Annotated in this window: 20 protein-coding genes; 18 read left to right on the top strand and 2 right to left on the bottom strand. The window is 30.7% G+C overall.

The window, feature by feature from the left end:
- Positions 1–336: 336 nt before the first annotated feature.
- From ispE to rho, 6 genes are all read left to right on the top strand, one after another.
- On the top strand, positions 337–1,185 hold the full coding sequence (gene ispE / locus bsdtw1_RS17000) for a 4-(cytidine 5'-diphospho)-2-C-methyl-D-erythritol kinase (protein ID WP_183278743.1): 849 nt from the start codon (positions 337–339) through the stop codon (positions 1,183–1,185).
- Between the two features lie 64 nt (positions 1,186–1,249).
- Entirely contained in the window at positions 1,250–1,930 is a 681-nt protein-coding gene (spoIIR, locus tag bsdtw1_RS16995; RefSeq protein WP_183278742.1) for a stage II sporulation protein R, read from the top strand.
- A gap of 602 nt (positions 1,931–2,532) precedes the next feature.
- Positions 2,533–2,955, top strand: a complete 423-nt coding sequence (locus tag bsdtw1_RS16990) for a YwiB family protein (protein WP_183278741.1) — start codon at positions 2,533–2,535, stop codon at positions 2,953–2,955.
- Positions 2,956–3,333: 378 nt separating this feature from the next.
- Complete coding sequence (locus tag bsdtw1_RS16985; protein WP_183278740.1) at positions 3,334–3,621, top strand: ribose-5-phosphate isomerase; 288 nt, start codon at positions 3,334–3,336, stop codon at positions 3,619–3,621.
- Between the two features lie 164 nt (positions 3,622–3,785).
- Positions 3,786–5,396, top strand: a complete 1,611-nt coding sequence (gene pyrG / locus bsdtw1_RS16980; protein WP_183278739.1) for a CTP synthase — start codon at positions 3,786–3,788, stop codon at positions 5,394–5,396.
- A gap of 614 nt (positions 5,397–6,010) precedes the next feature.
- Entirely contained in the window at positions 6,011–7,483 is a 1,473-nt protein-coding gene (rho, locus tag bsdtw1_RS16975; RefSeq protein WP_183278738.1) for a transcription termination factor Rho, read from the top strand.
- A 39-nt stretch (positions 7,484–7,522) separates the two neighbouring features.
- Here rho and bsdtw1_RS16970 read toward each other — a convergent pair whose 3' ends face one another.
- Positions 7,523–8,626: an MGDG synthase family glycosyltransferase gene (locus tag bsdtw1_RS16970; RefSeq protein ID WP_183278737.1), complete on the bottom strand. Its 1,104-nt coding sequence runs from the start codon at positions 8,624–8,626 to the stop codon at positions 7,523–7,525.
- A 299-nt stretch (positions 8,627–8,925) separates the two neighbouring features.
- The gene (rpmE, locus tag bsdtw1_RS16965) at positions 8,926–9,132 is read right to left on the bottom strand and encodes a 50S ribosomal protein L31 (protein WP_183279837.1); all 207 of its coding nucleotides are present in this window, start codon (positions 9,130–9,132) and stop codon (positions 8,926–8,928) included.
- A gap of 313 nt (positions 9,133–9,445) precedes the next feature.
- Here rpmE and bsdtw1_RS16960 point away from each other — a divergent pair, with 313 nt between their 5' ends.
- The 12 genes from bsdtw1_RS16960 to bsdtw1_RS16905 all read left to right on the top strand — a co-directional run bounded on the left by bsdtw1_RS16960 (position 9,446) and on the right by bsdtw1_RS16905 (position 21,375).
- The gene (locus tag bsdtw1_RS16960) at positions 9,446–10,036 is read left to right on the top strand and encodes a thymidine kinase (protein WP_183278736.1); all 591 of its coding nucleotides are present in this window, start codon (positions 9,446–9,448) and stop codon (positions 10,034–10,036) included.
- Between the two features lie 47 nt (positions 10,037–10,083).
- The gene (prmC, locus tag bsdtw1_RS16955; RefSeq protein ID WP_183278735.1) at positions 10,084–11,835 is read left to right on the top strand and encodes a peptide chain release factor N(5)-glutamine methyltransferase; all 1,752 of its coding nucleotides are present in this window, start codon (positions 10,084–10,086) and stop codon (positions 11,833–11,835) included.
- 244 nt (positions 11,836–12,079) lie between these two features.
- A complete protein-coding gene (prfA, locus tag bsdtw1_RS16950; RefSeq protein ID WP_183278734.1) occupies positions 12,080–13,162 on the top strand; it encodes a peptide chain release factor 1 in 1,083 nt (360 codons plus the stop codon).
- A 73-nt stretch (positions 13,163–13,235) separates the two neighbouring features.
- A complete protein-coding gene (locus bsdtw1_RS16945; protein WP_183278733.1) occupies positions 13,236–13,823 on the top strand; it encodes a hypothetical protein in 588 nt (195 codons plus the stop codon).
- A gap of 22 nt (positions 13,824–13,845) precedes the next feature.
- Complete coding sequence (locus bsdtw1_RS16940) at positions 13,846–14,895, top strand: L-threonylcarbamoyladenylate synthase (protein ID WP_183278732.1); 1,050 nt, start codon at positions 13,846–13,848, stop codon at positions 14,893–14,895.
- A 13-nt stretch (positions 14,896–14,908) separates the two neighbouring features.
- Positions 14,909–15,364: a low molecular weight protein arginine phosphatase gene (locus tag bsdtw1_RS16935; protein WP_183278731.1), complete on the top strand. Its 456-nt coding sequence runs from the start codon at positions 14,909–14,911 to the stop codon at positions 15,362–15,364.
- A gap of 41 nt (positions 15,365–15,405) precedes the next feature.
- The gene (gene rpiB / locus bsdtw1_RS16930) at positions 15,406–15,855 is read left to right on the top strand and encodes a ribose 5-phosphate isomerase B (RefSeq protein WP_183278730.1); all 450 of its coding nucleotides are present in this window, start codon (positions 15,406–15,408) and stop codon (positions 15,853–15,855) included.
- Positions 15,856–15,873: 18 nt separating this feature from the next.
- Positions 15,874–16,503 carry a uracil phosphoribosyltransferase gene (upp, locus tag bsdtw1_RS16925; RefSeq protein ID WP_183278729.1) on the top strand — a complete coding sequence of 210 codons (630 nt, stop codon included), beginning with the start codon at positions 15,874–15,876 and terminating at the stop codon, positions 16,501–16,503.
- Positions 16,504–16,545: 42 nt separating this feature from the next.
- On the top strand, positions 16,546–17,034 hold the full coding sequence (locus bsdtw1_RS16920; RefSeq protein WP_183278728.1) for a deaminase: 489 nt from the start codon (positions 16,546–16,548) through the stop codon (positions 17,032–17,034).
- A gap of 164 nt (positions 17,035–17,198) precedes the next feature.
- A complete protein-coding gene (gene wecB / locus bsdtw1_RS16915) occupies positions 17,199–18,344 on the top strand; it encodes a non-hydrolyzing UDP-N-acetylglucosamine 2-epimerase (protein ID WP_280514154.1) in 1,146 nt (381 codons plus the stop codon).
- A gap of 428 nt (positions 18,345–18,772) precedes the next feature.
- Complete coding sequence (locus bsdtw1_RS16910) at positions 18,773–19,954, top strand: acetyl-CoA C-acetyltransferase (protein ID WP_183278726.1); 1,182 nt, start codon at positions 18,773–18,775, stop codon at positions 19,952–19,954.
- A gap of 1,049 nt (positions 19,955–21,003) precedes the next feature.
- Positions 21,004–21,375: a hypothetical protein gene (locus tag bsdtw1_RS16905; RefSeq protein WP_183278725.1), complete on the top strand. Its 372-nt coding sequence runs from the start codon at positions 21,004–21,006 to the stop codon at positions 21,373–21,375.
- The last annotated feature ends 1 nt before the right edge of the window (position 21,376 follow it).

Here is a 21,376-nt window from a genome sequence, read left to right as displayed (position 1 = left end):
AGCTTCAACTGTTGTTTTTTACTGTGTATGAAAATATAAAATTTGTATATCAGTTAAATCTATATATTTCAATACTTTTAGAGGTTTTTTACGGCAATGCAGTAAAAAGGTAAAACTTATTCGTCTGTCCGATTTTCCTCAGATGCATTCGGAAAGGCAGATGCGTTAAAAAGGCTCACTGAAGAAAATCGCTTCATCGACTTTTTTACATTATTTTAAACCCAGTTTGTACCTATTGTGTTAATCATATAAGGTAAAATCCCATAAAACTATATGTTGCATTTATTGCGATAAAATATATAATTATTATAGAACAAGGGGAAGGGTTGAAAATAGATGATACTAAAAGCTTATGCTAAAATAAATATAGCCTTAGATGTTATTGGTAAAAGAGAGGATGGCTATCATTTATTAAAAATGATAATGCAAACAATTGATTTATATGATGTTATTCATATTAATAAAGAATTGAGTAATAATGATATAATTATAACTTGTGATAACCAGTTTATACCAACTGATAGTAGGAATCTTTGCTATAAAGCCGCTAAACTTTTTAAAGAAAAGTATAATATTTCAAGCGGTGTTAAAATTGATATAATAAAAAACATACCCATGTCTGCAGGTATGGCTGGCGGAAGTACAGATGCTGCAGCTGTAATTAAAGGTATGAATGATATATTTGAAATCAATGCAACGGAAGAAGAGTTGTTGGCTTTGGGGCTCCAGATAGGCGCGGATGTACCTTACTGCATGAAAGGTGGAACAGCGCTTTGTGAAGGTATAGGAGAGCAAATTAAGCCACTAAAACCTTTTAAAAATTATATATTAGTTGTTGTTAAACCACCATTTGGTGTTTCTACTAAAGAAGTATATGGGTTACTAGATATAAAACGTATCTATAAGCACCCTAGAATAAATAATTTAATCCATGAGATGAACTCAGGTAATATAAAATTTGTAGCTGAAAATATGAAAAATGTACTAGAAAATGTAACTATCAGAAAGCACCCGTTAATAAAAGGAATAAAAGATAGTATGATTAATTTAGGTTGTTTAGGAACATTGATGAGTGGCAGTGGACCTACAGTTTTTGCTTTCTTTGAGGATATGGTAAAAGCTCAAAATTGCTATGAAAAGATGAAAGAAAGATATAGAGATGTATATATAACTAGAACAATTTAAAATAAAAATGTATAAATAAAAAACCCTTTGGCAATAATTACAAGTGTCAGGGGGTTGATTTTTTATGAAAAAAATATTATTTATTGTAACTATTATATTCTCATTAACAATAGGCATATTTTCTTATAATACTTTAAACAAGATAACTGTATATGGTCAGGAAGATGGAAGTTCCGTAAGTGATGAAATAAAAGATAAACTAATAAGATTTCATGTAATAGCAAATAGTGATGATAAAAAGGATCAGGAACTAAAACTTAAGGTAAGAGATGAAATATTAAAATATATAACACCAAAGTTAAAAGATTCAAAATCAATAGATGAATCAAGGAAGATATTAAAGGAAAACGATGAGCAAATAAAGAAGATCGCAAGTAAAGTAATAAAGGATAATGGGTATACCTATGCAGTAAATAGCACACTAGATCATGAAAATTTTCCGGTAAAAACTTATGGTAATATAACATTGCCTCAAGGTAATTATGAGGCTTACAGGGTTATAATTGGATCTGGAAAAGGACAAAATTGGTGGTGTGTTATGTTTCCACCTCTATGCTTCATAGACATAACAAAGGGACAAGTTTCCTATGATGAAACGGAAAAGCAAATGAAAAGAGTTTTAACAGATAAAGAGTATGATGAAGTGAATAACCAAGGTAAATTAGGTAGTGATAGCTCTAGCAATAAGGTTGTATTCAAATTTAAAATAAAAGAAATATTTGATGATATTATAAAAAAGATATAGTATTAAAGGGCCCTATTTCCAACTATTAATTTCTTTTGGAATAGGCCCTTATATTTTTATTCTTTAGGAAATTATATCTCAATTATATCTGTAGATAATTATGCGAACAGACTTAAGACGTAGTATAAGCTAAAGAATAAAAAAAGAACAATATGTCGCCTGTCAGAATTTCTTCACATACGTTCAGAAAAGGCAGATGCGCAAAAAAATTTACTAAAGAAGATCGCTTTAGTGAAATTTTTATTTTTCTTTAGGAAATTATATCTCAATTATATCTGTAGATAATTATGCGAACAGACTTAAGACGTAGTATAAGCTAAAGAATAAAAAAAGAACAATATGTCGCCTGTAAGATTCTTCACATACGCTTAAGAAAAGGTAGATGGGCAAAAAAAACTTATTCGCCTGTAAGTTTCCTCATATACATTCGGAAAGGCAGATGCGTTAAAAAAGCCACTGAAAAAGTTCGCTTCAGCGACTTTTTTATAAATAAATATTTTTTATAATACTTGAATAAAGGACTTAAAATTATTAAACTATTATATAGTTGCAAATTAATGTGCTTACCATGCAAAAAAGTGCATGTAAGCTAGGAGGAAAAAATGAAGAAGAAGGCAATAATTTCAATAGCAAGTAATCAAGTGCCAGCTGATAAAGAAGATCTAATTGAAGTAGTAACTCCAGGGGAGTTTTTTATTAAAGAGGATGGATACGAAGCAATATATGATGAAACAGAAATATCAGGCATGGAAGGAACAAAGACTAAAATCTCTATAACTTCGAATGAGTTGATTCTTGAAAGAGAAGGTACTACTGCCACAAAGATGAACTTTCAAAAAGATAATAGTTCAGTAAGCCTTTATAATACACCTTATGGAATGTTAGAACTTAAAATAGACACCAAAGATTTAAAGATAAATATAGATGAGCATGGTGGAGATGTATTTATTGATTACAATTTGAGTGTAAGTGGTCAAGAAAGTAATAATACTCAACTAAAAATAAATATAAAGACAAAAAACTAGGTTATAACAGGGTTTTTAAGAACTTTTATTTGAAGAATATAGAAAAGTTTTGCGTTTAAGTATATGATTTAAACGGTAAATAAGTGTAACATATCAAAATTTATGAAGAGATTTAGTGTTTATTATTAAGTGATTCTTATTACAGGAATTTCTATAATGAATGCTAAATCTTTTTTTGTATAAGGAAGTGCAAAATTTTTATGAAGACTAAACCTAGAACTTTAAATGGTTTTAAAATCTTTTGCATGTACAGTAAAAAAGCAAAAAAATATTCCACTGCTAAAATTTCTTCATAATATATAAATATAAATTTAGGTGAAAGAAGTTTAAGTGGTAAGGTAAATGGCAATAATTACAATATAAGTAGAGGTGAGGAAATTGTATGATAGATACTATAAGATAATCGAGTTATTATGCCAGTATCATGGAATTGACATAAATGAGCATAAAGATTTTTTGAAAAGCAGAGAAAATAAATATATGTTTTTGTTATTGATGAAGAAGTATGACTGTATAAAAAAAGAAGAATTGTTAAACATATTTAGAGCTAAGTCTTCTAGAAGTATTAATTATAATGTAAAAAAGGCTGAAGAAAAGTTTTTAATAAATAAGGAATTCAGAGATAAATATCTATATGTTGAAGAAGAAATAGAAAAAATGCTATAAAAACATAAAAAAAAGACTAGAATAAGAATCTGATATGTGATAAAATACTATCATTGTGTTTAAGACAACAATTATCCATCTTAAATGGTGGGTAATAACTATTATAATAAATAATTATTACAGTGTCAATAGTTTTTTTAAATAGATTCTTAGGAGGAAAGAGTATGAGCAAGAGAACCACAAAGTATGTATTTGTCACAGGGGGAGTAGTTTCATCTTTAGGTAAGGGAATCACTGCTGCGTCTTTAGGAAGATTGCTTAAGAATAGAGGAATGAAAGTCTCAATACAAAAGTTTGATCCGTATCTAAATGTGGATCCAGGTACTATGAGTCCATATCAACATGGAGAAGTATTCGTAACAGATGATGGGGCTGAAACAGATCTTGATCTAGGACATTATGAAAGATTTATCGATGAAAATTTGACTAAAAACTCAAATGTAACTACAGGAAAAGTATACTGGTCTGTTATTTCTAAGGAAAGAAAAGGCGAATACTTAGGTGGAACAGTTCAAGTAATTCCTCATATAACTAACGAATTAAAGAACCGTGTTTATAGAGTAGCTAAAGAAAAGGATGTAGATGTAGTTATAACTGAAATTGGCGGAACTGTTGGGGATATTGAATCACTTCCATTCTTAGAAGCTATAAGACAAATTAAGTATGAAGTAGGTAGAGAAAATGTATGCTTTATACATGTTACCCTAGTGCCATACTTAGGAAAAGCAGGAGAATTAAAGACTAAACCTACTCAGCACTCAGTAAAGGAATTAACAGGGATTGGTATACAACCAGATATTATTGTTTGTAGAGCAGAGAAACCTTTATCAGATGATATTAAGAACAAGATAGGTTTATTCTGTAATATAGACGGAAGATCAGTAATACAAAATCTTGATGCAGAAGATTTATATGAAGTACCACTTATGTTACATAATGAAGGTTTAGATAAGCTAGTAGTTGAAAAGTTAAATTTAGGATGTTGTGATATCGATAATACACAATGGTCTCAAATGGTAGATAGAATAAAGAGTCTTTCTAAGGTGACTAAGATAGCTTTAGTTGGTAAGTATGTAGAACTTCATGACGCATATATTTCCGTAGTTGAGGCTTTAAATCACGGTGGATTACATAATGATTCTAAGGTTGAAATAGAATGGATAAATGCAGTCGATGTTACTGCAGATAACGTAGATGATTTACTTTCAGGTGTTGATGGTGTTTTAGTACCAGGAGGTTTCGGAGATAGAGGAATAGAGGGCAAGATAGAAGCTATTAGATGGGCGAGAGAAAACAAAAAGCCATTCCTTGGTATATGTTTAGGTATGCAATGTGCTGTTATTGAGTTTGCTAGAAATGTTCTTGGATATACTGGAGCTAATTCATCAGAAATTGATCCAGAAACTAATTATCCAGTGATTGATCTAATGCCAGAACAAAAAGATGTAGAAGATCTTGGTGGAACTATGAGACTTGGATTATATCCATGTAAATTAGAAGAAGATTCTTTCTCAAAGGTAGCTTATTCAGATAGTCTAATATATGAGAGACATAGACATAGATATGAATTCAACAATGAGTTTAGAAGTTCAATAGCAGATGCTGGAATGAGAATAGCTGGAACATCTCCAGATGGAAGATTAGTAGAAGTGGTGGAAATAGCAGACCATCCTTGGTTTGTAGCTGTTCAATATCACCCAGAGTTAAAATCAAGACCTAATAGACCACATCCACTATTTAAAGACTTTATAGGTGCTGCTATAGCTAATAAATAATATACATGTAAATTTATAGGTTTAACAAGAAGTGTTCTTGTTAAACTTTTTTCTTAATTGTCTTAAAATAGAGTTTAAGGAGTTAATTATATAAATAAAAAGTAACGATCTGTTTTGTTTGAAAAACTATACACTTTGTATATAAATAATGAATAAAATTATCATTATTACTCAATAATTATATATATGAAAAAAAATACTTGAAAATATGTTTCTAATAAAGCATAATATAAATGCTAATTGTATTATAAATGTTACTGAAGCTAAATTATGTTTAGTACAGAATAAATGCTCAAAAGACCAAAGTCTTTCTTGTTAGTCATTTCTAAATATTTTCAGTACTAATAAACCAAAACTAAGAAGATTTTACGATAGCGGATCAATAAAATGCGGTTTATGGATTGCTAATATTCCCATGTTTTTGCGTTGATTTATGTTAATTGCACGCCGATATTTGGTATATTGCAAAAAATTCAAATATGTAACAACTCAAGATATGCAAATTAATAAGTTTGTAATACTCATATATTTTAGATTTAGATATAATTTACCTTATACTTTCATTTCTATTGTTTCCTTTGTTGATTCCCTTAAAAAAATATGGAGGTGTCATTTTGACAGCAGAATTTTACGAAAAGAAAACCTTAACTGAGCTAAAAGAATTAGCTAAAGATTTAGGGATAAAGAATATTTCAAAAAAGAAAAAAAATGAACTTATTGAAGAAATAGTAAAGAGTTCTCCTAATGTTATAAAAAAAGATGGGGTTGAACTAAGAGAAAAAATTGCTCCTAAGTCAACCGATGTGGAAAAAGAAGTAAAAACAGTTGACAGACCTGCAGAAAGAACAGAAGAAATAAAAGCTGTTACTGAAAAGGTAGAAGAGCAGCAAGAGAATGCAAGTGAAGAAAAGGTTGGAGAAAAGAAAGAACGATTAAAGGAAATGATAAATACCTCTAATTCAGCTAGAGGAATATTAGAAATAATGGAGACAAACAATTTTGGATTCTTAAGATGTAGAAATTATTTGACTTCAGATCAAGATATATATGTATCACCATCTCAAATAAGAAGATTTAACTTGAGAACTGGGGATGAAATTGAAGGTAAAGTAAGAGAAGCAAAAGAAGGCGAAAAGTTTAAAGCTTTATTATATGTAGAAAGAGTTAATGGAGAGAGACCGGAGACTGCTATTGGGAGAAAATACTTTGAAAACTTGACGCCTATTTATCCAAATGAGAGATTAAGACTAGAGACTAATGATGAAAAAGACTTATCATCAAGACTTATGGATCTTGTATCGCCTATTGGTAAAGGACAAAGAGGTATAATAGTTGCTCCACCGAAGGCTGGTAAAACAACTTTGCTTAAAAAGATAGCACAGAACATATCTAGAAATTATCCAAGTGTTACATTGATGGTTTTATTAATAGATGAGCGTCCGGAAGAAGTTACAGATATGCAAAGAAGTATACATGGCGAGGTAATATACTCAACATTTGATGAAGAACCAATAAATCATACTAGAGTGGCTCAATTGGTTTTAGATAGAGCAAAGAGAATGGTTGAACACGGCAAAGATGTAGTTATTTTGCTAGATAGCTTAACTAGATTATCTAGAGCCTATAACTTAACAATAACGCCAACAGGAAGAACTCTTTCAGGTGGATTAGATCCAGGAGCTCTTATAATGCCTAAGAAATTCTTTGGTGCAGCGAGAAAGATAGAGGAAGGCGGAAGTCTTACAATACTTGCAACTGCTCTTGTTGATACAGGAAGCAGAATGGATGATATGATTTTTGAAGAATTTAAGGGAACTGGAAATATGGAAGTTCACTTAGATAGAAAACTTCAAGAAAGAAGAATATTCCCGGCTATTGATATCTATAAGTCTGGAACAAGAAAAGAAGATCTACTTCTTAACGATGATGAAAAAGAAGCAGCATATGCTATAAGAAAAGTAATGTATAGAGAAGGTAATGTTGAAAGTATAACTGAAAAATTGATTGCTTTACTTTCTAAAACTAAAAATAATAAAGAATTCTTAAATATGTTTGATAAAAGTATTTTAGATAACAATTCAAGGTAAAAATAAAACAGGCTGTAAGTAAGGACACTTGCAGTCTGTTTATTTTTTTAGAATATCATTAGCCAATGAAACTATGGATTCTAATGAAAATTTTGAGGAAAGTCTGTAAAGGTTTTTCTTTAAAGCCTGTAATGATTGAGGATCTTCTATTAAGTTATCTAAGGATGCGTTTAAGTCTTTGAGGTCATTTACATATATCGCACAACCCTCATTGGTTAAAAATTCAGTGTTTTCTGTTTCTTGACCAGGTATAGCAAACGGAATCACAAGTGGTAAATTTTTCACTATTGATTCTGTAACTGTGAGTCCACCTGGTTTTGAGATAACAATATCGCTATAATCCATTATTGCAGATATATCGTTGGTGTAACCAAGGATATGAATTTTTTTACCTTCAATAGGAGAAGAATATGAACTTAGAAGTTTGTTTTTTAAGTTAGTATTCTTTCCGCAAACAACCGTTATCCTAAGCTTATGTTTGTTATTCACTAGCTCCTTAAGTACATAATATATATTTGTAAGCCCCATACTGCCGCTCATAAGAAGTATATTGAAATAATCAGAATCTTTTACTTCTGTATATTCATCATTTTTAACGTAAAACTCACTTCTTATTGGGATTCCGTAAGGAAAAATTAAATCAGAATTTATTCCGCGAGAAATTAAATCGTTTTTTGTATACTCACTGCCTGTTACATAAGCATCGACATACTTAGATACATAAGTATAATGAGCTTTGAAATCAGTGACTATAGAAATAAAAGGCAGTTTGGTAAGCTGACTTTTTTTTAGCATTGATACTACGTTTATTGTAAATGGGTGAGTACCTATTATTAAATCAGGTTTGTTTTCCTCTATAAATTTTAATAACTTTCTTGAGGTATTCCAAAAGGAGACTTTTATTATGTTATTCATAGACTTTATATTTGTAGCTTTGTAAAATGTACCGTAAAGATTGGGTGCCTTTGTAGCAAATAGTTCATAACCTACAACGATAACATTATTAAGTAATTTACTGTTGTTATATAAAAAGTCGTATTTAATAACTTCATATCCAAACTGGGAAAAGGTTTCAACTAAAGAGTCTGCTGCTTGATTATGACCTTGTCCTGTAGATGCTGTTAAAATAAGAAGTTTCTTCATGTTTCTCACTCTCTTTGCTGATAAAATAATATAGAAAAATTGTTTTTTAGAATATAATTTTCATTTAATTTATATTTTAACATTTATTTCATAATAAAGATATAAAATTTCATTCTTAGACTAAGATATAGAAAATAGAACTATAAAAGCAATTTATACTTATATGAAAAAGTGGGTAATTGAATTAAGATTAACAATTATATAAGGCATCCTCAAAACAGCTAATTAAGTACTAGCTATTATTGAAGATGCCTAAATTCCAAACAAAAATGGGAAAGAGTCTATCTTTCCCACGATTGCTACTTTTCAAGACCAAATCTCTTCTTGAATTTATCAACTCTACCGCCAACATCAATGATTTTTTGTTTACCAGTGAAGAATGGGTGGCATTTAGAGCATATTTCTACCTTAAGTTCTGATTTTACTGAACCAGTTGTAAATGTGTTTCCACATGCGCACTTAACCACAGCGTCGTTGTGGTATTCTGGATGTATGCCTTCTCTCATCTTGTTCACCTCTTTCGAAATAAATACTGTCGCTTTTGCAACTACTAAAGTATAGCATGACATAATACGGGAGTCAATAAGGAGGTAATAATAAATGTGTCTATTAAACTACAGTTATGACATTTCATGATTGGGGATGAATATTTTACTAATTGACCAATTGATTATAAACAAAATAGAATTAACTTATGTATAGTACAGATAATAAATAAGCTTTTATGATTCATAAATTTAAATATGAAGTGGTTCATATATACATATAATGATATAATCATATCAAACACGTTTGAGGATGAAAAAAGGAGATTATTTTATGAGTAAATTATATTTTAGATACGGTGCTATGAATTCAGGAAAATCAACTCATCTTATGCAGGTGGCACATAACTATGAAGAAAGAGGAATGAATATTTTAATTATAAAATCATCTACTGATAAAAAAGGTGGAGACAAGCTAGTATCTAGATTAGGAGTAGAAAGAACTGTAGATTTACTTGCTAAAAAAGATGACAATATTTTTGAAAAAGTATCTCAATGGGTAGAATTAAACGGTAAAATACATTGCATATTAGTGGATGAAGTTCAATTTCTTAAAAACTACCAAATAGATCAGTTGCTTGAAATTGCAGTTGTAAAAGATATACCTGTAATATGTTATGGATTAAGAACTGATTTTCAAATGAATGGTTTTGAAGGAAGTGAAAGACTACTATTAATTGCACATAGTATTGAAGAGATGAAGACTATATGTAAGTGTGGGAATAAAGCTATATTAAATGGTAGAAAAATAAATGGTCGCTTTGTTTTTGAAGGTGAGCAAATAGCCATAGATAATGTGGATGATGTAGAGTACGAGTCTTTATGCGGAGATTGTTATTTTAAGTATAAAAAGTCAAGAAACTAATAAAAGACATAACTATAAAAATATTCAGTATAAAAGGAAGGTTATATATGAGGAAAACTAAGGTCGGAGGCCAAGCGGTACTTGAAGGAGTTATGATGCGAGGGGTTAGTGGTTTAGCAACGGCTATAAGAACTCCTGATGGAAATATAGAAGTTGATTTTAAGAACACTGTACCAGTATCTAAAAGATATAAAATACTTGGTGTTCCTGTAATAAGAGGATTTATATCTCTTGTGGATTCTATGGTGGAGGGTATCAAATGTATTAACTACTCGGCATCATTTTTCGAAGAAGACGAAGAACCTTCAAAGTTTGATAAATGGATAAATGATAAGTTTGGTGAAAAAAGTAATGATATAATAATGGGATTTACATTGTTAGTATCTTTAATATTCTCAGTTGGGCTATTTGTGGCTATACCTACTGCAATTACTTCGTTGTTTAAACATTTAGGGTTAGGTGTAGTGGGGCTCAATATGGTAGAAGGTGTAATAAGAGTAATAATACTCTTAGGGTATATGTATGTAATAGGAAGACTTGACGACATAAATAGATTGTATCAATACCATGGAGCTGAACATAAGACTATATTTTGCTATGAAAATGAAATGGAACTTACTGTGGAAAATGTAAAAAAGTTTGAAAGATTTCATCCAAGGTGTGGCACTAATTTTATGCTTCTAGTAATGCTAGTTAGTATATTTGCTTTTTCTTTTACTGGTTGGACTTCTCTTCCGGAGAGAATACTATCTAGAGTGATTTTATTACCTTTAGTTTCTGGAGTAACTTTTGAACTTATAAGATGGATTGGAAAAAGCGAAAGTTTCTTATCTCACTTAATTGCGGCACCAGGATTAAAACTTCAGAATCTAACTACCAGAGAACCAGAAGATGACCAAATTGAAGTTGCTATAAGAGCACTTAAGGCGGCGGAAGGAATAAAGGACGATGAAACTATTGGTAAATTGCTTAGCAAGGGTAATGAAAGACTCAAAGCAGCAGCAATAGATAGTTATGTTTTGGATTGTCAACTTATCTTAGGAAAGGTAATAGATAAAGATAAGCTTTATCTAATTACTCATAGAGAAGAATTAGTTGAAGAAGAAAAATGTAAGGAATTCTATGATCTCATTGAAAAAAGAGAAAATAAAATGCCTATAAAGTATATTCTTGAACAAGCGGAGTTTTATGGAATAGAATTACATGTTGAGAAAGGTGTTCTAATTCCGAGAGCGGATACAGAGGTTTTAGTGGATGAAGTTTTGGGTATAATTAAGGATGAGGAAGCAATTGATTTATGTGACTTATGTTGCGGTAGTGGTGCTATAGGCATTGCCATAGCAAAAAATCAAAAGAATGTTAAGGTTGATTTTATAGATATAGAAAATACCCCAGAGTTAGTTACGAAAAAAAATATCATTGATTTAAACTTAGAAGAAAGATGCAGATTTATAAAAAGCAATCTATTAGAAGAAGTTATAAAGGAAAATAAAACTTACGATGTAATTGTCTCTAACCCACCTTATATTAAGGAAGATATTATTCCTACATTAATGGAAGATGTTAAGGACTATGAGCCTATTGTAGCGCTTAGTGGTGGGGAAGATGGTCTTGATTTTTACAGAAGAATAATTGATGACAGTGTAAAAGTTCTAAAGGAAGGCGGAACCATAGCTTTTGAGATAGGTTATGATCAAGGTGAAGCTGTAAAAGAATTACTACTTGAAAAAGGATATAAAAATGTTAAAATAGTTAAGGACCTGGCATCACTTGATAGAGTTGTAACTGCAATTAGATGATTTAAATCTAATAGTGTTAAAGATGGATAACTTTAAAAATATAAATTTAACCCAAAAGTTATTCATTTATAATGATGAACTACTTGAATTCAAGATATATTTTTATAACTTTCATAGTTTTTGTGTGACAGATTGAAAATATAAGTTTAAGTGTAAAGTAGTGGATATATATTTCCTATTGATATGATAGGAATATATATGATATAATAAAAAAATATGAAATTTATTATTACGGAGTGATAGGATGATATTAGATAGATTAAACTTTATAGAAAATAAGTATGATGAACTTTCGGTAAAAATATCAGACCCATCTATCATGGCTAATCAAAACGAGTGGAGAAAACTTTGTAAAGAACATGCGGAACTAGAAATAGTCGTAAATAAGTATAGACAGTATAAAGATGTTTTAGATGAGATAGAAACCAATAAAGAAATGTTAGCTGAAGAAAATGATAGAGAAATGAGAGAAATGGTTCAAGAAGAAATAAAAGAACTTTCTGAACAAAAAAATACATTAGAAAATGATTTGCAAGTTTTATTACTTCCAAAGGATCCTAATGATGATAAGAACGTATTTATAGAAATCAGAGCAGGTGCTGGTGGAGAAGAAGCAGCTTTGTTTGCTGCAAATCTTTTTAGAATGTATACAAGATACGCTGAAAATCATAGATGGAAAGTTGAACTTATGAGTACAAATGAAACTGATATTGGCGGATTTAAAGAAGTTGTATTCATGCTAAGAGGTGACAGCGCATATTCAAGACTTAAGTTTGAATCGGGCGTTCACAGAGTTCAAAGAGTTCCTGACACAGAATCAAGTGGTAGAATTCATACATCAACTGCTACAGTAGCTGTATTACCTGAAGTTGATGATGTAGAAATAGATATCAGTGACAAAGATATTAGAATCGATGTGTTTAGAGCATCTGGACACGGTGGACAGTGTGTAAATACAACAGATTCAGCTGTAAGAATAACGCATCTACCAACAGGACTTGTTGTATCATGTCAAGATGAAAAATCACAGCTTAAGAACAAAGAAAAGGCTATGAAAGTTTTGAGATCAAGACTTTTTGAAAGAGCTGAGGCTGAAAGAGCTGCTGGTATAGCTGAAGATAGAAAGAGCCAAGTTGGAACAGGGGATAGAAGTGAAAGAATAAGAACATACAATTATCCTCAAGGAAGAGTGTCAGATCATAGAATTGGATTAACTCTTTATAAACTAGACTCATTCTTAAATGGAGATATGGAAGAGATGATCCAAGGTCTTATAACTGCAGACCAAGCTGAAAAGATGAAAGCTATGGGAAATACTGATTTTTAATTAGTTTAATTTTTAAGCCTTACATGAAAATGTAGGGCTTAAATAATACGATTAATAAAGGAGAGTAGCTGCTATGCATATCTCAAAGGCTGTAAAGAAGCAAAAAAAGTCGTATAGATTATTTTTGTTAAGTATGTTATTTCTCTTTTTTGCTCTACCTATAATAGTATTTCTTCTAGGAAAGACTACTATATTTTATACTAGTTATTTGGCTTTTTTAGAGGTATTCATATTAATTGCTATTTTTGCTGTTGCAAATAGTATAGCTATTGATTTTCAGTGTTCAAATAACAAGCTAAGGATAAGAACAGGGATTTTGAAAAGTGAAAATGTTATATTGTGTGATAAAGTTGTTTTAGTTCATACTGAAGGAAAAGACGAAAACATGGAAATGATAATTGTCACTACAGTGAAACTTAGAAATAAATTCATGAAGCCGATAACAAAAAGTTTTTTTAAGAAATATCCCTATGTTGCAAATGAATATAGAAAGATAAAAATACTTAAGCCAGAAGAATTATATTATTTTACTATTATAAAACATGGAGGGCTCTTAAAATATCAGCTATTAGATTTGGTGTATAGAAATTGTGTCAAAGCGGTATATACAGATCTAAGTATAGAGAATGTGAAGATTGCAAGAGGCCAACTTGAGATTTAAGATCTAGAGGAAGTGAATTGTTTTGAAAACTGAAGTAAAAATAATTAATAATGTTGAAGAAAGTGTAGATGATATTAAAAGAGCAGCAGAATGCATAAAAAGTGGTGGAACGGTAGTTTTCCCAACTGAAACTGTCTATGGGCTTGGAGCGGATGCTTTAAACGAGAATGCGGTAAAAAAAATATTTATTGCTAAGGGAAGACCTCAAGATAACCCGCTTATTATTCATGTTGCAAGTAAAAATGTAGAAAAGTATGCTCAAGATGTTCCAAAGGTGGCAGAAAAACTAATGGATAAGTTTTGGCCAGGACCACTTACTATCTTGTTCAATAAAAAGCCGATTGTGCCAGATATTACTTCAGCGGGACTTAGCACCATTGGAATAAGGATGCCAGAGGATAAATTAGCACTTAAACTTATAGAGTTTTCTGAAACTGCTATTGCTGCACCATCTGCGAACATATCCGGTAGGCCTAGTCCTACTGATATATATAGATGTATTGAAGATCTAAATGAGAAGGTTGACTTTATAATTGGAGGAAATGAAAGCAATGTAGGCTTAGAATCCACTATAATTGATTGTACAGTGACTCCGCCTTGCGTGTTAAGACCAGGCGGTATAACTTTAGAAATGCTTAGAGAAGTAGATCCTGAGGTGTATATAGATGCTGCGATTATGAAGAAACCATCAGAAGATATTAAACCCAAGGCTCCAGGTATGAAGTATAGACACTATGCACCTAAGGCTAAGGTTTCAATAGTTGAAGGTTCTTTAGAAAAAAGTGTTGAAAAAATAAATGAAATAGTGCAAAATTATATAGAAAAAGGGTTTCAAGTTGGTATTATGGCTACGGAAGAAACTAAAAACTTATATAAACAAGGAAATATTATTTCTCTTGGAAGTAGAAATAATATTGAGGAAGTAGCTAAAAATCTTTTTGAAACATTAAGAAAGTTTGATGATTCAGCAGTAGATTACATTATTAGTGAAGCATTTACTGAAGATGGTATGGGCCTTGCTATAATGAATAGATTAAGAAAAGCTGCTGGGTTTGATATAATAAAAGCTTAAATTGGAGGGAAGTATGAATATTCTTTTTGTGTGTACAGGTAACACTTGTAGAAGTTGTATGGCTGAAGCTATATTTAATAGCATCTGTGATATAGATGGTGTAAGAGCATATTCAGCGGGAATTTCAATTGTTCCTGGTAGTAAGACTTCCAAACACTCTGCTAGTTTAGTCATGAATAATCTATCTCATGATATTAGCAAAAGGTCAGCAGTGCAACTCACTTCTGATATGATAAATAATGCTGATTTAATATTGACTATGACTAACTATATGAGAGATTTAATAGCTTCAAATTCTCCTAAAAAATCTAATAATGTATTTTCATTATGTGAATATGCTGGCGTAAAGGGTGAAATTTCAGATCCATACGGTGGTTCTATTGACGTCTATTCAAAAACATATGATCAATTAAAAAATATAATAGGTAAAGTATTGATAAAAATAAAGGAAGATAAAGGCATTTTTTAATGCTTTAGTCTTCTTTTTTTATAAATTTTGGAGGTGCAATTATGAGGATAGCAATTGGAAGTGATCATGGCGGATTCAGACTTAAGGGGGAAGTCATAGAACACTTAAAATTAAAAGGAATAGAGATAAAGGATTTTGGTACATTAACTGAAGGTTCTTGTGATTATGCAGATTATGCCATTCAAGTTGCAGAAGCAGTAGTGACAAAACAGTTTGATTTTGGTATATTAATTTGTGGCACTGGTATTGGAATTTCTATAGCTGCAAATAAGGTTCCTGGAATAAGAGCTGCAGTTTGTGCTGATACTTTTAGTGCTCATGCTACAAGACAACATAATGATGCTAATATTTTAGCAATGGGTGAGAGAGTAGTTGGTACTGGTTTAGCTTTAGATATTGTTGATACATTCCTTTCGGCTGAATTTGAAGGTGGAAGACATGCAACAAGAATAAATAAAATAGCTGATATAGAAAAAAAATATAACAAATAATATTGGAGGAATTTTTTTATGAGTAAAGTTACACAAATTGGACATCCGTTAATATTACACAAGTTGGCATTTATAAGAGATAAACATACTGGATCAAAGGACTTCAGAGAATTAGTTTCAGAAGTTTCAATGCTTATGGCATATGAAGTTACAAGAGACTTTCAAATGGAAGAGGTAGAAATAGAAACGCCTATTTGTAAAACAAAATGCAACATGTTATCAGGTAAAAAAGTTGCAATAGTACCTATTCTTAGAGCTGGGCTAGGAATGGTTGATGGGATGCTTAAGCTAATACCAGCTGCAAAAGTAGGTCATATTGGATTATATAGAGATGAAGAGACTTTACAACCAGTTGAATACTTCTGTAAATTACCTCAAGACATAGCAGAAAGAGATATAATAGTTGTAGACCCTATGCTTGCAACAGGAGGATCTGCTGCTGATGCAATAACTCTTTTGAAAAATAAGGGTGGTAAGAACATTAGACTTATGTGCTTAATATCATCGCCAGAAGGAATTAAACATGTAACTAGCGTTCATCCTGATGTAGATGTTTATGTTGCTGCCATAGATGAAAAGTTAAATGAACATGGTTATATAGTTCCAGGACTTGGAGATGCTGGAGATAGATTGTTTGGTACTAAGTAAGAGGGCGTTTTTGCCCTTTTTACTAATTTGGGGTGGAGTATAATGGATAGAAGAGATAAACATAATTATTATTTGGATATTGCAGAAACTGTTCTGGAAAGAGGAACTTGTTTAAGAAGAAATTATGGGTCTATAATAGTAAAGAATGATGAAATAATTTCTACTGGATATACTGGAGCACCAAGAGGGAGAACTAATTGTATTGATTTAAAAAAATGCAGAAGAGAAGAACTTAATGTGCCAAGAGGTACCCATTATGAACTTTGTAGAAGTGTTCATAGTGAAGCAAATGCAATAATAAGTGCTTCTAGAAAAGATATGATTGGTGCTACATTATATTTAGTAGGTAAAGATGCAAATACAGGTGAATTTGTAAAAGATGCTAATTCATGTGCAATGTGTAAAAGGCTAATTATAAATGCAGGGATTGAGATGGTTGTTATAAGGGATACTAAAAATGAATTTAGGATTGTTTATGTAGATGAGTGGATAAACAATGATGATTCTCTTAGTGCACAAACAGGATATTAAAATTTTTGCTTTCAATATACAAAGAGTTAAAAGGTACATAATTATAATATGTAGGTATAGGGAATTTATATCGGCATAAATTAGTTTTGGATAATTAAAACAATGACAATTTCAGTGTATTAAAAATGTTCAAATTTTCAGTGTTTGATTTAGGAGGAATAAATTTGAATACTATAAAGATTATGACTATATTTGGAACAAGACCTGAAGCAATTAAGATGGCTCCATTAGTTAAAGAATTGGAGAAGAATAGCAATATAGTTTCTAAGGTGTGTGTAACGGCTCAACATAGAGAAATGCTTGATCAAGTACTTGAACTTTTCGATATAGTGCCAGATTATGATTTAAATATAATGAAGACTAAGCAGACTTTAACAGGTATAACTAATAGGGTATTAGAAGGTCTTGAAGAGGTGTTTGAGGCTGAAAAACCAGATATGATACTAGTACATGGAGATACAACAACAACTTTTGCTGGTGGGCTTGCTGCGTTTTATAAGCAAATTAAAGTTGGGCATGTTGAAGCGGGTCTTAGAACTTTTGACAAGTACTTTCCGTTTCCTGAAGAGATGAATAGAAAGTTGACAGGGGCTATAGCAGATTTGCATTTTGCTCCTACTAAGGGCTCAAAAAACAATCTTCTTAGAGAAGGAATAAATGAAGAAGATATATATGTAACAGGTAATACTGTAATTGATGCTATGAAGCATACAGTTGAAAGTAATTATGTTTTTGAACATGAAGAGCTTAACTATATAGATTTTGAAAATAAGAAAGTAATAATGATTACTGCTCATAGAAGAGAAAACTGGGGCGAAGGAATTGAAAATATTTGTGATGCATTAAATCAGATAGTTGCAGAAAATAAAGATGTAGAACTTGTATATTTAGTTCATTTAAATCCAGTTGTTAAGGATGTTGTTTTTAGTAAACTTGAAGGGAAAGAAAGAATCCACCTTCTTCCTCCTCTAGATACAAAGCAAACTCACAATCTAATCAATAAGAGCTTTATGGTGATGACGGATTCAGGTGGACTTCAAGAAGAAGCTCCTCATCTAGGAAAACCGGTGCTAGTTCTTAGAGATGTAACTGAAAGGCCAGAAGCTGTTGAAGCTGGTACAGTAAAGCTAGTTGGTACTGATGTAGATGCAATAGTAAGAGAAGCCAGTGCTTTGATAAATGATGATGAAGCATATAATGAGATGAGTAGATCAATAAACCCATATGGTGATGGAAAAGCATCTCAAAGAATAGTTAAGGCTATATTAAAGTATTTTAATGTAACTTCAGAAAAAGTGGAAGAATTTTAAACTTGTTATTTTTTTAACTGGAAGTAGTGATTTTACTGCTTCCTTTTTAATTTTATGTTTAATATATTCAAAGGCAATATTTTTGCTACATAATTATACTTATATATAGGGAAAAATATGAAACAAAGTATATAAATATTTTTTAGTTCAAAAAGAACATGTTTAAAGTTCTAATATTTTAATTAATATTAATATTGATAAGTAGTAGATTAGCTTATGTTGCCTAAAGATATAAGTAAATGAAATATTTACTTTGTGTTAAATTGCCAATTGATAGAATGATTAGTAAAAATAATAACTACATTTTAGATTGTGTTTTTTTTAACAATAACTATTGATAAATATATGAAAAATAGTTATAATAAATAAAGAAGTTAAATATTGATAAAAAATTGTCTAATAATAAATAAACCTAGGAGGTAATTTTCATGAGAGAAGTTGTTATTGCAAGTGCAGTTAGAACTGCGGTTGGTTCATTTGGTGGAGCACTAAAGGACGTTCCAGCTGTAGATTTAGGAGCAACAGTTATAAAAGAAGCATTAAATAGAGCTGGAGTAGATGGAGCTTTAGTTGATGAAGTTATAATGGGTAATGTTATTCAAGCTGGACTTGGTCAAAACGTTGCAAGACAAGCGGTTATAAAGGCAGGTCTTCCAGTAGAAGTTTCAGCTATGACAATAAATAAGGTATGTGGATCAGGTTTAAGAGCAGTTAGTTTAGCAGCTCAAATGATTAAAGCTGGAGATGCTGATGTAGTTATCGCTGGTGGTATGGAAAGTATGTCTCAAGCTCCATATTTACTTAAGACTGCAAGATTTGGTCAAAGAATGGGCGATGGTAAAATGGTCGATTCTATGATTAATGATGCATTAACTGATGCTTTCAACAACTATCACATGGGTATTACTGCTGAAAATATAGCAGAACAATGGAATCTTACTAGAGAAGAACAAGATGCTTTTGCAGCTGCATCACAACAAAAAGCTGAAAAGGCTGTAAAAGAAGGAAGATTTAAAGATGAAATAGTTCCAGTTGTAATTCCTCAAAGAAAAGGAGAGCCAAAAGTATTCGATACTGATGAGTTCCCAAGATTCGGAACAACTGCTGAATCATTAGGTAAACTTAAGCCTGCATTTAAGAAGGACGGAACAGTAACTGCAGGTAATGCTTCAGGTATAAATGATGGAGCTGCAGCGTTTGTTGTAATGAGTGCAGAAAAAGCTGCAGAATTAGGAATCAAACCATTAGCTAAGATAGTATCTTACGGATCAAAAGGTCTTGATCCAACAATAATGGGATATGGTCCATTCCATGCTACTAAGAAAGCATTAGAGATTGCTAACTTAACAGTAGAAGATTTAGATCTAATAGAAGCTAACGAAGCTTTTGCTTCACAAAGTTTAGCTGTTGCTAAAGACTTAAACTTTGATATGAGCAAAGTTAATGTAAATGGTGGCGCTATAGCATTAGGACACCCAGTTGGAGCTTCAGGTGCAAGAATACTTGTTTCATTACTTCACGAAATGGAAAAAAGAGAAGCTAAAAAAGGTTTAGCTACTCTATGCATCGGTGGGGGATTAGGAACAGCTTTAATAGTAGAAAGAGTATAGTGAAAACAGCCCTTTATAGGGCTGTTTTTTACTGTAAAGGAAATTATAAAATTCTCAAGGTATCTAAACCTAGATATTTCAATGATTTTATAAGTTTTTTATGGCTATACAGTAAGAAAATAAAACTTATTCGCCTGTAAGTTTCCTCATATACATTCGGAAAGGCAGACGCGTTAAAAAAGCTCACTTAAAAAGGTCGCTTCAGCGACTTTTTTATTCTAAAAAATTACAATATTTCTATGGGGGTTAGTTTATTTTGTTTTTGTATTTTAAATATTAGTATTTTTATTAAAATAAGTTCTTCATATTATGAATAAATAGAATAAAAATATATAGAATAATTATGAGTTGAAATATATTTAAAAAGCTAAGTTACATAACTTACAAAGTAAAAGAATCCTTTTAGTATGGAAAAGTAATTTATTCAAGAGTGAATTTAAGTAAAAATAGTGTAAATAGCTTAGCTGAGATGATTTAATCAATTTAAGAAACTCATTTAAGAAATTATAAAGATTAAATTGCAAGAAAAATTATGCAAAAATTCAATGAATTTTAGAGCTTTTATTATGCATAATAGGGAACAATCCAGTAAATAAAGCATGTTACAAGTGATTTTAGTGATGAATGGTTCAATAGAGCAAAAAAAATTTTGAATAATTATAATAATGTTTATTCAATTGTGTTAAAAGATTTTAATATTAATATTCGGAAAAGTTTAATATAATTCAAAAAAGATATAAAAAACAATGCTTTGCAAAAAACTTTATGTAATAAAGTGTATTAAATGTGGTTTTGAAAATGTTATCACAGTCTATATTGTAGAAAAAAATATATTTCTAAATATTCGGAAAAATGATTGATTAAATAATATATATTGCGTAAAAAAAGAAAAACTAAATTTCCAAGAGATATAGGACGTATTAATGAATTACTAAGAGATAATTTCACTTATTTAGCTTAAATAAGCTATTTAAGAACGAAATCAAAACTTTAAAGTAAGGACATACAGTAATATAATAATTTCGTGCTTGAGATTATAGGAGAATAATATGAATCAATCATTAACCAAATTTATTTTCGGAGTTTTTAAATTTAACTTACTTGTAGGGTTAAGTGTAGCACTTATTCTTACGAAATTTTATAATAAGAATCTAGCATTTGCATTTCTTACAGGTATTATGATTTCGTCGATAACTTTTGTTATTAAAGGTTATACTATACATACTCTGTTGAATTTTTCAAAAGCTAAAAGAGTGGTAGCCGCTTATATAGGATACATATTCCAATTTATAATCATTATTGCACTAGCTTTTTTATTTATTAATGATTATACTCGTTTACTAACCTATATACTGGGTACATTTGCTCAGTTTTTAGGTATTATTTTATATTGGTTTATAAATAGGAAAGGAAGTGATTAGG

Origin of the sequence: Clostridium fungisolvens, from assembly GCF_014193895.1 — a bacterium.
GTDB lineage: Bacteria > Bacillota > Clostridia > Clostridiales > Clostridiaceae > Clostridium_AR > Clostridium_AR fungisolvens.
Note: the sequence above shows the minus strand (reverse complement) of the source record. Positions and strands in the feature narration are given on the sequence as shown.

Excerpts from the sequence above, each read along its gene's own strand:
- ispE (WP_183278743.1), top strand. The coding sequence starts at position 337 with ATGATACTAAAAGCTTATGCTAAAATAAATATAGCCTTAGATGTTATT.
- spoIIR (WP_183278742.1), top strand. The coding sequence starts at position 1,250 with ATGAAAAAAATATTATTTATTGTAACTATTATATTCTCATTAACAATA.
- bsdtw1_RS16990 (WP_183278741.1), top strand. The coding sequence starts at position 2,533 with ATGAAGAAGAAGGCAATAATTTCAATAGCAAGTAATCAAGTGCCAGCT.
- pyrG (WP_183278739.1), top strand. The coding sequence starts at position 3,786 with ATGAGCAAGAGAACCACAAAGTATGTATTTGTCACAGGGGGAGTAGTT.
- bsdtw1_RS16970 (WP_183278737.1), bottom strand. The coding sequence starts at position 8,626 with ATGAAGAAACTTCTTATTTTAACAGCATCTACAGGACAAGGTCATAAT.
- rpmE (WP_183279837.1), bottom strand. The coding sequence starts at position 9,132 with ATGAGAGAAGGCATACATCCAGAATACCACAACGACGCTGTGGTTAAG.
- bsdtw1_RS16960 (WP_183278736.1), top strand. The coding sequence starts at position 9,446 with ATGAGTAAATTATATTTTAGATACGGTGCTATGAATTCAGGAAAATCA.
- prmC (WP_183278735.1), top strand. The coding sequence starts at position 10,084 with ATGAGGAAAACTAAGGTCGGAGGCCAAGCGGTACTTGAAGGAGTTATG.
- prfA (WP_183278734.1), top strand. The coding sequence starts at position 12,080 with ATGATATTAGATAGATTAAACTTTATAGAAAATAAGTATGATGAACTT.
- bsdtw1_RS16945 (WP_183278733.1), top strand. The coding sequence starts at position 13,236 with ATGCATATCTCAAAGGCTGTAAAGAAGCAAAAAAAGTCGTATAGATTA.
- bsdtw1_RS16935 (WP_183278731.1), top strand. The coding sequence starts at position 14,909 with ATGAATATTCTTTTTGTGTGTACAGGTAACACTTGTAGAAGTTGTATG.
- rpiB (WP_183278730.1), top strand. The coding sequence starts at position 15,406 with ATGAGGATAGCAATTGGAAGTGATCATGGCGGATTCAGACTTAAGGGG.
- upp (WP_183278729.1), top strand. The coding sequence starts at position 15,874 with ATGAGTAAAGTTACACAAATTGGACATCCGTTAATATTACACAAGTTG.
- bsdtw1_RS16920 (WP_183278728.1), top strand. The coding sequence starts at position 16,546 with ATGGATAGAAGAGATAAACATAATTATTATTTGGATATTGCAGAAACT.
- bsdtw1_RS16910 (WP_183278726.1), top strand. The coding sequence starts at position 18,773 with ATGAGAGAAGTTGTTATTGCAAGTGCAGTTAGAACTGCGGTTGGTTCA.
- bsdtw1_RS16905 (WP_183278725.1), top strand. The coding sequence starts at position 21,004 with ATGAATCAATCATTAACCAAATTTATTTTCGGAGTTTTTAAATTTAAC.